This window comes from Micromonospora sp. DSM 43699, assembly GCF_055517075.1.
The window spans coordinates 70,664-83,626 of record NZ_JBTMMT010000009.1 but is presented as its reverse complement, the minus strand read 5'-3'; the positions used below and the strand labels follow the sequence as shown (position 1 = coordinate 83,626).

Annotated in this window: 10 protein-coding genes; 6 read left to right on the top strand and 4 right to left on the bottom strand. The window is 72.7% G+C overall.

All coding sequences use genetic code 11. From position 1 onward, the window contains the following. Nucleotides 1-141: 141 nt before the first annotated feature. Nucleotides 142-1,794, bottom strand: a complete 1,653-nt coding sequence (locus AC0AIB_RS07285) for a CocE/NonD family hydrolase (protein ID WP_328344589.1) — start codon at nucleotides 1,792-1,794, stop codon at nucleotides 142-144. A gap of 5 nt (nucleotides 1,795-1,799) precedes the next feature. After that, a complete protein-coding gene (locus tag AC0AIB_RS07280) occupies nucleotides 1,800-2,315 on the bottom strand; it encodes a MarR family winged helix-turn-helix transcriptional regulator (protein WP_328348726.1) in 516 nt (171 codons plus the stop codon). Nucleotides 2,316-2,462: 147 nt separating this feature from the next. Here AC0AIB_RS07280 and AC0AIB_RS07275 point away from each other — a divergent pair, with 147 nt between their 5' ends. The 3 genes from AC0AIB_RS07275 (at nucleotide 2,463) to AC0AIB_RS07265 (ending at nucleotide 8,112) form a co-directional block, all read left to right on the top strand. Next, entirely contained in the window at nucleotides 2,463-4,616 is a 2,154-nt protein-coding gene (locus AC0AIB_RS07275) for an MMPL family transporter (protein ID WP_465096269.1), read from the top strand. A gap of 478 nt (nucleotides 4,617-5,094) precedes the next feature. Then, the gene (gene typA, locus AC0AIB_RS07270; RefSeq protein ID WP_328344585.1) at nucleotides 5,095-6,963 is read left to right on the top strand and encodes a translational GTPase TypA; all 1,869 of its coding nucleotides are present in this window, start codon (nucleotides 5,095-5,097) and stop codon (nucleotides 6,961-6,963) included. Nucleotides 6,964-7,254: 291 nt separating this feature from the next. After that, a complete protein-coding gene (locus AC0AIB_RS07265) occupies nucleotides 7,255-8,112 on the top strand; it encodes a serine hydrolase (protein ID WP_328344583.1) in 858 nt (285 codons plus the stop codon). Between the two features lie 109 nt (nucleotides 8,113-8,221). On the opposite strand, the gene AC0AIB_RS07260 is transcribed toward AC0AIB_RS07265, so the two are convergent. After that, nucleotides 8,222-9,064, bottom strand: a complete 843-nt coding sequence (locus tag AC0AIB_RS07260) for a tyrosine-protein phosphatase (RefSeq protein WP_465096268.1) — start codon at nucleotides 9,062-9,064, stop codon at nucleotides 8,222-8,224. Between AC0AIB_RS07260 and AC0AIB_RS07255 the strand changes: the two genes are divergently transcribed. Beyond that, entirely contained in the window at nucleotides 9,063-10,160 is a 1,098-nt protein-coding gene (locus AC0AIB_RS07255) for a mandelate racemase/muconate lactonizing enzyme family protein (protein ID WP_465096267.1), read from the top strand. The genes AC0AIB_RS07260 and AC0AIB_RS07255 overlap by 2 nt on opposite strands. Before the next feature lie 60 nt (nucleotides 10,161-10,220). Further along, nucleotides 10,221-11,129, top strand: a complete 909-nt coding sequence (locus AC0AIB_RS07250; RefSeq protein WP_465096266.1) for a C40 family peptidase — start codon at nucleotides 10,221-10,223, stop codon at nucleotides 11,127-11,129. A 49-nt stretch (nucleotides 11,130-11,178) separates the two neighbouring features. Here AC0AIB_RS07250 and AC0AIB_RS07245 read toward each other — a convergent pair whose 3' ends face one another. Next, entirely contained in the window at nucleotides 11,179-12,177 is a 999-nt protein-coding gene (locus AC0AIB_RS07245) for a TerC family protein (RefSeq protein ID WP_328344575.1), read from the bottom strand. A gap of 440 nt (nucleotides 12,178-12,617) precedes the next feature. On the opposite strand from AC0AIB_RS07245, the gene AC0AIB_RS07240 reads away from it, so the two are divergent. Further along, on the top strand, nucleotides 12,618-12,911 hold the full coding sequence (locus AC0AIB_RS07240) for an antibiotic biosynthesis monooxygenase family protein (protein WP_328344573.1): 294 nt from the start codon (nucleotides 12,618-12,620) through the stop codon (nucleotides 12,909-12,911). The last annotated feature ends 52 nt before the right edge of the window (nucleotides 12,912-12,963 follow it).

Genomic DNA, 12,963 nt, shown 5'->3' with positions numbered 1-12,963 from the left:
GGGCTGGAGGATCGTGACTGCCAGTAGGCAGCACCTGCTGGGGAGCGGACCCGAGCACTGGTGTACGTCATCGAGTGTTGCGAGGAACGCTATCCGTAGTTGCCAGAAATACCCAGCTCAGAGGGGTTGTCTTCAGATAGGTCAAAGCTGGGGACTGGCGGGGAGCACCGGCAGCACCAGCCGCGAAGGGTGCGCTGGGTCATGCAGGATCTGTCGGAGCCCTGCGCGGAGCGTGACCGCCTCGCCCAGCGCTTCGCCGGTGCCGGGGTTGCGTGCGTACCGGGGGTGGGCACCGCCGGAGACCTGCACCCGCAGCCGGTGCCCGACGGCGAAGCGGTGCGCCACCGGCCACAGTGCCACAGGCACCCGGGTCACCCCGTCCGGGTCGACCGGGAACCGGCCGGGGGCGACCCGGACCAGACCGTCGCAGACGTTCCAGGACCGGCCGCGCAGGTCCACGTCGCAGAGCCGCACGAACACGTCCAGGTAGGGCAGGTCGCTGCGGACGTGGATCTCGGCGCGGACCGGGCCGACCACCTCGACCGGGGCGGTCAGCACCGCGCCGGTGTAGACCAGCACGTCCGGCCGGGCCTCGACGGGGCGGTTGTCGACCGGGCCGGCCCGTTGGGCGACAAGCAGCGGGCCGCCCAGCGACGGGGTGGGGTCGGCCGGGTCGTACCGGATGGTGTCCGGTGCCGACGCCGCCGGTGGCTCCGGGGCGAGCCGGCCACCGGCGTGCAGGTGCCACGGGGTCCCGGTCGCCGGCGGCGGCCAGTCGGGCAGGTCCCGCCAACCGCCGCCGTCCCCGCCGACGTGCACCCGCACCGGGGCGCATGGCGGCACGGGCCGGCCGTGCAGGTGGGCGTCGAGCCAGCCCAGCCCCTCCCGCAGCGCCGTCGCCAGCAGCCCGGGGCTGCCGTGCGTCCACGGGCCGACGGTGAGCCGGGTGGGCACCCCCGCCGCCCGCAGCGCGGCGTGGTCGGCGAGCTGGGCGGGGAGGAAGATGTCCTGCCAGCCGCTGACCATCGTCACCGGGGCGCGCACCTCGGCGATCCGCGCGCCGAAGACCCGGGTCCGCCAGTAGTCGGCGTCCGGGGTGTGGTGGCGCAGCCACTCCTGGAAGAACGGCACGGTCACCCCGGTCGCCACCCGGTCGGCCTCGGCCAGCGGCAGGTGGGCCAGGGCGGCGGCCAGCCGGGGCTGCCCGCGCTTGAGTTCCCACTGCCGGGCCAGCCACGGCACGGTCTGCGCCTGGAGCAGCTCGGCCCAGGTCAGCACGGTGTCCAGGGCGAAGGACTCCCCCGCGTACGTCGAGTCACGGGTGGCCGAGGCGGTGACCACCGCGACCATCGCGGCCAGGTCCTCTCCCGCGTCGGCGGCCAGCGCCCACTGGACGAAGCCCTGGTAACTGGCCCCGAACATGCCGAACCGGCCCGCGTACCAGGGTTGCCGGCGCAGCCAGTCGACGGTGTCCAGGCCGTCGTCGCGCTCGTGCACCAGCGGGTCGAACCGCCCGCCTGAGCCGTCGGTTCCCCGACAGGACTGGATCACCACGTGGAAGCCGCGACCGGCGACCAGCCGACCGAGCAGCCGCATCGGCCCACCCCGCCCGTACGGGGTTCGGATCAGCACGGTCGGCGCACCGGGCACCCGGGGGGCGTAGTGGTCGGTGCGCAGCGGCACCCCGTCGCGGGCCCGGACCGTGAGGCCCCGGGTGACGTCGACCCGGTGCGTGGGCCCGGCCGGCAGCCGCAGCGCGGCGGCGGCGAGCCGGGCGAGCGAACGGTCCAGCACGGCGGTCAGTCCACCGGACGGCGGGGCGGCTCGGCACGGGCAGCCCGCATGGCGTCACGGTGCTCCCGCATCGAGGCGACCATGGTGGCCAGGAACCGGTGCACGACCGCCAGTTCGTCGTCGGTGAACCGGGCCATCACCTCGTCGGTACGCCGGCCGAGCGGGCCGAAGAAGCTCATCGCCAGGGCGGCCCCCTGGTCGGCGTAGTGCAGGAACACCTTGCGCCGGTCGGCGGTGTCCCGGTCCCGGCGGATGTGCCCGGCGCGTTCCAGGCGGTCGACCAGCGCGGTCACCGACCCGGAGGAGAGGTTGAGCTGTTCGCCGAGCCGGCCGGGGGTGATCGGGGCGCCGAGCAGTTCGGCGTCCATCACCGCGATCAACGCGTGCAGGTCGGTCGGGTTGAGCCCGTGCAGGCCGGCGAAGGCGTGCCCGATGTGTTGCGCGTCCACCGAGTAACGCCGCAGGTCGTTGGTGATGTCGGCCACCATCCGCCCGCGCGGGTCGTCCCGCCGCCGATACATCTCGTGCGCTGCCACGCCCGCGCCGCCCCCTGTCGGTGTGCCCGGTTGCAGCATAGAGCAGCTGCCGATAATCTCGCCTATCAAGATACTCGAAGAGCGGGCTATCTCTCCGTCCGGCGTCACACCGGCAGACCATGAGGACATTCGATGTCGCTGTTCACCCGCGTCGCCCGCAGCCGGCTCGCCGCCTGGCTCACCGTGGTCGCCGCGATCGTCGTCGGCGCGGTCGTCTTCGGGCTCCCCAAGCCCGACAACCCCGCCCCGGTCTCCGCCACCGGCCTGTCCGTGCAGTGGCAGTCGACCCAGGTGGAACGCCTCCAGGACCAACTGCCGGCCAGCGACGTGCAACCGGCGATCATCGTGGTCAGCCGGGACGACGGCAGCCCGCTGACCGACGCCGACCGGGCCGCCGTCACCGACCGCTCCGGCGCACTGGGCCGGCTGGCCGTCGGCGGTCAGGTCAGCCCGCCCCAGGTCTCCCCGGACGGCACCGTCGCGCTGCTCGCCGTGCCGTTGGACACCGCAGGTGGCCAGCAGGCCGTCGCCGACGAGGTGGCCCAGGTACGCGACACCCTCACCGGCCTGCCCGACGGCCTCACCGTCGCGGTCACCGGGGCGCCCGCGTTCACCGCCGACCTGACCAAGGTCTTCGAGGGCGCCGACGTCACCCTGCTCGCCGTCACCGCCGGGGTGGTCGCCCTGCTGCTGCTGATCACCTACCGCAGCCCGTTCCTGTGGATCGTGCCGCTGATCGTCGTCGCCGCCACCGAACAGCTCACCCTGCGCGCCGTCGACACCATCGTCCCGGCCGTCGGCATCAACCTCCAGGAGGGCGCGGTCACCGGCATCGCCAGCGTGCTGGTCTTCGGCGCCGCCACCGACTACGCCCTGCTGCTCATCGCCCGCTACCGGGAGGAACTGCGCCGCGTCGAGGACCGGTTCGCCGCCATGCGCGCCGCCCTACGCCGTACCGCCGAACCGATCCTTGCCAGCGGCGGGACCGTCGTGCTCGGCGTACTCACGCTGCTGCTGTCCGAGCAGGAGACCAACCGGGCACTCGCCGTGGCCTGCGCCACCGGGGTCGTCTTCGCCATGCTCTCGGCGCTGTTCGTGCTACCCGCCGTGCTTGTCGTCTTCGGGCGGGGACTGTTCTGGCCGTTCGTGCCGACCGTCGGCGGCCCCGCCCGGGAGGGCAGGCTGTGGGGCCGGCTCGGCGCGGCCGTGGTCCGCCGCCCGGTGCCGGTCGCCGTGCTGGCCACCCTGCTGCTCGCCGGCCTCGCCCTCGGTGGGCTGGGCGTACGCACCGGCCTGTCCGAGACCGAACAGTTCCGGGTCAAGCCGGAGGCGGTCGCCGGAGCCGAGACGTTGGCCCGTGCCTTCCCCGCCGGCACCACCCAGCCAGTGGCCGTCATCACCAACCCGGCCGCCGCGTCGGCGGTCACCCGGGTCGCCGCGACCGTACCCGGAGTCGCCTCCGCCCGCCCCGGCGCGGCCGGCACCACAGTCGCCCAGGTCGACGTGGTGCTGACCGCCGAACCGGGCAGCCCGGCCTCCGACCGGGCCGTCGAGGCGTTGCGCGACGCCGTCGCCGCCGTGCCGGACTCCGCACCGCCCGCCGTCGAGGGCGTCGCACCGGCCGGTGGGGCACTCGTCGGCGGCACCGTGGCCGCGACGTACGACTCCGACGAGGCCAACACCCGGGACCTGCGGCTGATCCTGCCGATCATCCTGGTGCTGGTCTTCGCCGTGCTGGTGCTGCTGCTGCGCGGGCTGCTCGCCCCGCTGCTGCTGGTGCTCACCGTGATCGCGTCCTTCTTCGCCAGCCTCGGCGCGGCCTGGCTGCTCTTCGACCACGTGCTGGGCTTCCCCGCGCTGGACAGCGGGGTGCTGCTGCTGGCCTTCGTGTTCCTCGTGGCACTCGGGGTGGACTACAACATCTTCCTGGTCACCCGGGCCCGGGAGGACGCCCGCCGGGCCGGCACCCGGGACGGGATGCTCTCCGCCCTGCGGGTCACCGGCGGGGTGATCACCAGCGCCGGCATCCTGCTCGCCGCGGTCTTCGCCGTCCTCGGCGTCCTGCCGCTGATCACCCTGACCCAGATCGGGATCATCGTGTGCATCGGTGTGCTGCTCGACACCCTGCTGGTCCGTACGGTGCTGGTGCCGGCGCTGGCGTTCGTGCTCGGCGACCGGTTCTGGTGGCCGGGCCGGATCCACCGGGACACCCCCACCGAGCCCGTCCCCGCCACCCCCACCCCCGACACCCTCACCCCCGACCGCTCCCGCGCCGGGCGGGACTGAGCAGGAGCGCGCTGCTTCCTGGTTCAGGAGCGCGCTGCCTCCTGGTTGTAGTGGCATCCGATGCACTGGATGCCACTACAACCATGTTCGAGTGCGGTCTTGCTGACGGGGCGACGGACCCGCCACCGGGGGTGGCGGGGCGGGGGTGGGGGTGTCGCCGGTCACGGTGGGGGCGGTCGTCGGGAGCAGTGCCGAGACGGGCCTTCGCGGTCCCGCGTACGCTAGGAGACCGACCAGCAGGGTCGTCTCCCCCGGCACCGACAAACCGAAGATCACTGCGGCCTCGTCCGCCATGATCTCGCGGTCGTCGAACGGCCCCGGCCAGCCGGACCGACAGGACCGGACCGACCGACCGGACCGGAGGAAACGGCGGACCAGCAGCTGGCACGGCCGGAACAGCAGTTCCGGCAGAGATCCGGGCGGTGCCGGGGTTACCCCGACGCATGCCCCGGCAACCGTAGACAGGAGTATGGAGGGTATGCAGCTTCGCACCGACCTCCGCAATGTCGCCATCATCGCCCACGTCGACCACGGCAAAACGACCCTGGTCGACGCCATGTTGCGGCAGGCCGGCGCCTACGGGGCCCGTGGCGAGAACACCGAGCGTGTCATGGACTCGATGGATCTCGAACGGGAAAAGGGCATCACCATCCTGGCCAAGAACACCGGCGTGCGGTACCTGCCGGCGGACGGCTCGGACCCGGTCACCATCAACATCATCGACACCCCCGGTCACGCCGACTTCGGCGGCGAGGTCGAGCGGGGCCTCACCATGGTCGACGGGGTGGTGCTGCTGGTCGACGCCAGCGAGGGCCCGCTGCCGCAGACCCGCTTCGTGCTCCGCAAGGCGCTCAAGGCCCGGATGCCGATCATCCTGGTGATCAACAAGGTGGACCGGCCCGACGCCCGGATCAAGGAGGTCGTGGACGACACCTACGAGCTCTTCCTCGACCTGGACGCCGACGAGGAGCAGATCGACTTCCCGATCGTCTACGCCTGCGCCCGCGACGGCATCGCCTCGCTGACCCAGCCGGCCGACGGCTCGGTGCCCAGCGACAGCACCAGCCTGGAGCCGCTGTTCCGTACCCTGCTCAACACCATCCCGCCGCCCTCCTACGACGAGGACGCGCCGTTGCAGGCGCACGTCACCAACCTCGACGCCTCGCCGTTCCTGGGCCGGCTGGCGCTGTGCCGGGTGCGTCAGGGCACCATCACCAAGGGCCAGACGGTGGCCTGGTGCCGTACCGACGGCAACACCCAACGGGTCCGCATCTCCGAGATGCTGATGACGGAGGGCATGGAGCGTAAGCCCGCCGACTCGGCCGGGCCGGGCGACATCATCGCCGTCGCCGGGATCCCGGAGATCATGATCGGCGAGACCCTGGCCGACGCGGAGAACCCGATCCCGCTGCCGCTGATCACCGTGGACGAGCCGGCCATCTCGATGACCATCGGCACCAACACCTCGCCGCTTGTCGGCCGGGTCAAGGGCGCCAAGGTCACCGCCCGGATGGTCAAGGACCGGCTCGACAAGGAGCTGGTCGGCAACGTGTCGCTGCGCATCCTGCCGACCGAGCGGCCGGACGCCTGGGAGGTGCAGGGCCGCGGCGAGCTGGCCCTGGCCATCCTGGTCGAGCAGATGCGCCGCGAGTCGTACGAGCTGACCGTCGGCAAGCCGCAAGTGGTCACCAAGGAGATCGACGGCAAGACCTGCGAGCCGGTGGAGCGGCTGACCATCGACGCGCCGGAGGAGTACCTGGGCGCGATCACCCAGCTCCTGGCGACCCGCAAGGGCCGGATGGAGCAGCTGGTCAACCACGGCACCGGTTGGATCCGGATGGAGTGGCTGGTGCCGGCGCGCGGCCTGATCGGCTTCCGCACCGAGTTCCTCACCGACACCCGGGGCACCGGCATCCTGCACCACGTCTTCGAGTCGTACGAGCCGTGGTTCGGCGAGCTGCGGACCCGCAACAACGGGTCGCTGGTGGCCGACCGGACCGGCGTGGTCACCCCGTTCGCGATGATCAACCTGCAGGAACGCGGCCAGCTCTTCGTCGAGCCGACCACCGAGGTGTACGAGGGCATGATCGTCGGGGAGAACTCCCGCTCCGACGACATGGACGTCAACATCACCAAGGAGAAGAAGCTCACCAACATGCGGGCCTCGACCTCCGACGAGACCGAGAAGCTGATCCCGCCGCGCAAGCTCTCCCTGGAGCAGGCGCTGGAGTTCTGCCGCGAGGACGAGTGCGTCGAGGTGACCCCGGTCGCCGTCCGGATCCGCAAGGTGGTGCTGGACCAGACCCAGCGGGGCCGGATGGCCGCCCGCCGTAAGCACTCCAGCTGACCCGCCCCACCTGACCCACCCGGAGCCCCGGGCCGCCGCACGCGGCCCGGGGCTCCACCCGTCCCGCACCCTGGCGGAGGCGGTCGACGTCAGCGACGGCGACACGAGAGCAAGCGGCCCGCTCCCACTGCGGCGGGCGCGAGGGGCGCCGGGGCGATCTCCCACTCCAGCCATCGGGCGGCGCGGCAGACCGCTCCGGTCCGGCCACCGGGTGGCGAGGTGTGGGTGCAACGGTGGGCCCGACGTGGTCCCGGTACCCGGGTGGGCCGGTGGTCCGCTAGCGTCACGGGCATGACCTGGGACGATCTCGACGCCCGGCTGGACCGGGTGCCCGGCACCGTCTCGGCGTACCTGGGCCGGCTCGACGCGCCGCCCACCTGGACCCGTGACCCCGATGCCACCCACTACGCAGCCAGCACCATGAAGGTCGCGGTGCTGCTGGCCCTGCACCGGGCCGCCGAGGCGGGCGCCCTCGACCTGGACACCCCGGTGCCGGTGGTCGACGAGTTCGACTCGGCCCAGCCGGGCGCGCCCCGGTTCTCCTGCGCCCGGCACTACGACAACGACGACGCGGTCTGGGAACGGCTGGGCGGGCAGGCCACCCCGCGGTGGCTGGCCGACCGGATGATCACCCGGTCCAGCAACCTCGCCACCAACCTGATCATCGACCGGGTCGGGCTGCCCGCCGTGGCGCAGGCGTGGCAGCTCGCCGGGGCCCGACACAGCGTCACCGGCCGCGGCATCGAGGACGCCGCCGCCCGGGAGGCCGGCATCACCAACCTGGTCACCCCCGCCGACCTGGCGGCGCTGCTCGGCGGGCTGGCCGTCGGCGCACTCCGGGCCGGTCCGCTGGCCTCCCCGGCGGCCTGTGCCGCCATGGTGGACGTGCTGCTGGCCCAGCGGCACCGCGAGGACCTCGCCGCCGGGTTGCCCGACGGCACCCGGATCGCCCACAAGAACGGTTGGGTACGCGGTGTGCGGCACGGCGTCGGCGTGGTGTGGCCCGACGACGCCCCGGCGTACGTGATCGCCGTCTGCACCACCACCGACCTCGCCGCCTCCCCCGACGACGACCTCGACGACGCCTGCCGGCTGGTCGCGGAGATCTCGGCGACGGCCTGGGCCGCCCGACACGACCTGACCGGCTGACCGACCGACGGGCGACCCGGCCGGCCGCGCTGCCGGTCAGACCAGGAGCCACGCCCACCGCTGCCGACCTCGGCACATCACCTGCGGACCGACCCCGCCAGCCTCACAGTCAGTCCAGCAGGTGTGTGCGCAGGGCGGTGCGGAGCGCGGCGGTCATCCCCAACCCGTCGGCCAGGTAGGCGTCGAACGACCCGTACACCCGGCGCACCTCGTCGTATCCGGCGTCCAGGTACTCGGGGCGGACCTCCAGCACCGCCCGCGCCGTCTCCGGGTCCAACTCCGGCCGTCGGCGCAGCATCGCCGCCGACATGGTCTCGCGCAGCTCCACCGTCAGCTCGTTGTGCCGCAGGTAGTCCGCCCGTACCGTCTCCTCGTCGACGCCCAGGGCGGTGAGCAGCACCACCGCCAGCCACCCGGTGCGGTCCTTGCCCGCCGAGCAGTGGAACAGCAGCGGCAGGTTCGCCGGGTCGGCCGCCAGCCGGACCGCGCGGGCGAAGCCCTCCCGGGCCGCCGCACCGGTGACGAACCAGCGGTAGACCGTCGCCATCGCCGCCGCCGCGCCCCGTCGAGCCTGGTCGTCGTACCCGGCGAGGTCGCGCCCGTGCAGCACCGCCGAGAGGTACGTGAACCCGGGGTGCGCCGGATCGAGCACCGGCAGCCGGACCAGGTACGGGTCACCGACCAGCCGGTTGGGCGGAGCGACCGCCGTCTCGGAGTCGTCGCGCAGGTCGACCACGCAGGCCGGGGCGAGCCGACCCAGCACGGTCAGGTCGTCCTCGGTGAGCCGACCCAGCGCCGGCGTGCGGATCAGCCGGCCGACCCGCACCCGCCGCCCGTCCGTGGTGGGTAGTCCGCCCAGGTCACGGGCGTTCGGTGCGCCCAACAGCTCCCAGTCCCGCACGTTCGTCGGCCTCCCTCTCCGGTGACGTCGTGCGTATAGGGTGCCGCACATGACGATCGCCGCGGTACGCACCCACCGGCTGTCCGCCCCCTTACACACCCCGTTCGTCACCGCGCTGCGCCGGACCACCACTGTGGAGACCCTGGTGGTCGAGGTGACCGACGCCGACGGGCGGTCCGGTTACGGCGAGGCGCCGCAGGTGTGGCAGGTGACCGGGGCGTCGGTGGCCGGCGCCCAGGCGTGTGTGCACGACGTGCTCGCCCCGGCGGTGGTCGGGCGGGACGCCGACGACGTGTTGGCGCGCTGCGCCGAGGTGGAGGCGGCGGTGGCCGGCAACGAGGCGGCCCGCGCGGCGCTGGACGTGGCCCTGCACGACCTGGCGGCACGGCGGCTCGGCGTACCGCTGGTGCGCTTGCTCGGGGGTGCGGAGCTGCGGGTCCCGACGGACGTCACGCTGGCCGCCGGGGACGGCGCGGAGCTGGCGGTGGCGGCCCGGCAACGGCGGGCCGAGGGCTTCGACGTGCTGAAGCTGAAGGTCGGCACGGACGCGGCGGGCGACCTGGAACGGGTCCGGGCGGTCCGGGCGGCGGTCGGCCCGCAGGTGCGGATCCGGTTGGACGCCAACCAGGGTTGGACACCGCGGGAGGCGGTCCGGGTGATCAGGGGTGCGGAGGACGCCGGGCTCGACGTGGAGCTGGTCGAGCAGCCGGTGGCCCGGTGGGACCTGGACGGCATGGCCTGGGTCGGCGACCGGGTGAATGTGCCGATCCTGGCCGACGAGGCGGTGTTCGGGGTGCAGGACCTGGTCGAGGTGATCCGGCGACGGGCCGCCGACCTGGTCAACGTCAAGCTCGCCAAGTGCGGCGGCCTGCGACCTGCGCGGACCCTGCTGGAGCTGGCCCGCGCGCACGGGATGGGCACCCTGGTCGGGTCCATGATGGAGAGTCAGGTCGGCGTCGGCGCGGCGGCCAGCCTGGCCGCCGCGTACCGGACCAGCGCGGTGTCCGACCTGGACGCCGCCTGGTGGTTGGCCTGGTCACCGGTGCGCGGCGGCCTGCGGTACGAGGGTGCCACGGTGGTGCTGCCGGACGCGCCGGGGCTCGGCATAACCTCGGTGACCGAAACAAAAGTTCAACACCACGGTTGATGGCGGCAGATTTCTTTCCTATCGTCCGGGTAGGCACCGACACGTGAGCCGGAGGTCGACGTGGAGTTGGAGCCGGGCCGGGAGGCCCTGGTACGAGTAGCCGTCGCCACGCTCTGGACCGAGCCCGGCGCGACCCGGACGGTCGACCGGCCGGCCCTGTCGGTGCCCTCCGACACCTACCGCTGGATCACCGGGATGGACCCCACCCAGCGGGTCGGCGACTGTGTGCTCAGCCAGTTGCTGCTCGGCGAACGGGTGCTGGTGACCGCGCTGCATCCCGGCGGCTGGGCCGAGGTGGTCGCGGTGGAACAGGCGGCCCCCCGCCGCGACCCGCGCGGCTATCCCGGTTGGCTGCCCGCCGCCCAGCTCGCCCCCTCCACCCCGGCCGGCGACCCACCCGCGCCGCTGGTCGTCGACGCCGTCAGCACCGCGCTGCACGCCGTTCCGGACGGTCCGGTGGCCCTGCCCGGGGTCGTCCTCGGCACCCGGCTCCTTCCCGTCGGGCCGGCCGTCGACGGGTGGCGGCCGGTCCGGGTACCCGGGCGACTCGTTCCGCTCTGGGTTTCCGAGGCGGACGTCACCGACCTGCCCGCCGTCGCGCCGTCGGCCGTCGACGTGCTCGCCGTCGCCGCCCGGCTGCGCGACGTCGTGTACGTCTGGGGTGGGCTCTCCGGGCACGGAATCGACTGTTCCGGCCTGGTCCACCTGGTCTGGCGGCGGTTCGGCGTGACGCTGCCCCGGGACGCCGACGACCAGGCGGCGGCCACCACACCGGTGCCGGCGGGCGAGGAGCGACCCGGCGACCTCTACTTCTTCGCCCGACCCGGGAGGGGAATCCACCACGTCGGCCTGGTGACCGCAGGTGCCGGCCCCCGGATGCTGCATGCCTGTTACCGGCAGCAACGGGTGCTGGCGGAGCCGCTGCCGCCCGACCGGGTCGCCACCCTGGTCGGCGCGCACCGGGTCTGACCCCGGCCGGGACACCGCCGGGTAGGGCGGCGTCCCGGCCGGGCCACGGTCAGTGGTGGGCCTCGACCGGCTCGCGCCGCCGGTCCCGGGACGACTTGACCAGGCTGGCCACCGTCGCCACGGCGAGACAACCGAGGATGACGGTCAACGACAGCCAGATCGGAATGTGCGGCGCCCAGCCGATCGGCTCGCCACCGTTGAGGAACGGCAGGTTGTTGTCGGCGAGCGCCTCCAGCACCAGCTTGACGCCGATGAAGCCGAGCACCACGGCCAGGCCGTAGCTCAGGTAGACCAACCGGTCGAGGAGCCCACCGACCAGGAAGTAGAGCTGCCGGAGCCCCATCAGCGCGAAGACGTTCGCGGTGAAGACCAGGTACGGCTCCTGGGTGATCCCGAAGATCGCCGGGATCGAGTCCAGCGCGAAGATCAGGTCGGTGGTGCCGATCGCGATCATCACCACCAGCATCGGGGTGAACAGCCGCCGGCCGGCCTGGTGGGTGGTGAGCTTCGCGCCGTCGTAGTCCCGCGAGATCGGCAGCGCCTTGCGGCTCCACCGGATCAGCACGTTCTCCTTGAACTCGTCCTCTTCGGGCTCACCCTGGCGGGCCAGGTTGATCGCCGTGTAGATCAGGAACGCACCGAAGATGTAGAAGACCCAGGAGAACTGGGCGAGCAGCGCCGCCCCGGCGGCGATGAAGCCACCCCGCATGACCAGCGCCAGCACGATGCCGATGAGCAGCACCTTCTGCTGGTATTTCCGGGGCACCCCGAACCGGGCCATGATGATCACGAAGACAAAGAGGTTGTCCACCGAGAGGCTGTACTCGGTGAGCCAACCGGTGTAGAACTGGCCGGCCACGTTGCCGCCCGCGGTGACCCACAGCCCCGCCCCGAACAGCAGCGCCAGGCCGACGTAGAAGCCGACCCAGAGGCTCGACTCGCGAACGCTGGGCTCGTGTGGCCGGCGGCCGATGATGAAGAGGTCGACGAGGAGTACCGCCGTCAGTGCGACGAGGGTTCCCGCCCACACCATTCCGGACACGTTCAATCCATTCCTCCGGCAGACACGCGGCGTCGGGCACACCGTACGCCGCGTGACGGCGGGGTGGGCGACGACGCACACATTGGTGACTGTCGGAGGTCTCTTCCGCCAGCGACCCCCGCGAGCAGGACGCTGACCGGCGGAGCCGGGTCGATCGTCGGGGTGACGCTCGACCGTGCTGACGACTCCGTCGCGAGGGAATACTCCCCTCCTCGGCCACCATTGTTCACCATCGAGGGCCACGGGCGCACCTCCTGCGGCCCGCATTGCCGACAGCATCACGTTCCGACACCCGGTCGCCTGCTACCCACCTCCCATTCCCTAAGGCATCCTAGGAGGCTAGGGATAGTCGTTCGAGCGCAGGTGCCGCGACTTCTCCCGGCACTCGCGCAGGGAGATCGCCCCCGGCAGGGCGGCGGGGTGCGGTGGCGTGGCAGGCTGTCGACATGGTGCTTGAGGTCGCGCTCATCGACGTACTGCCCGGACACGAGGACGAATTCGCCGCCGCCTACGCGCAGGCGCACGCCATCATCGTCGCCGCACAGGGCTGCCGCTCGGTCCGGATGACCCGGGGCATCGAAAGCCCCTCCCGGTTCGTCCTGCTTGTCGAGTGGGACTCGGTGCAGGCGCACGACCAGAACTTCCGGGCGACCGAGGCGTTCGGCAGGTGGCGGGCGCTGATCGGCCCGCACTTCGCCGGGCCACCCCGGGTCGAGCACTTCGTCGACGTCCCCGCCTGAGAAGCAATTCACCCTGCTCGATTCCGGCACCCCGAAACTGTCGTACCCCCGG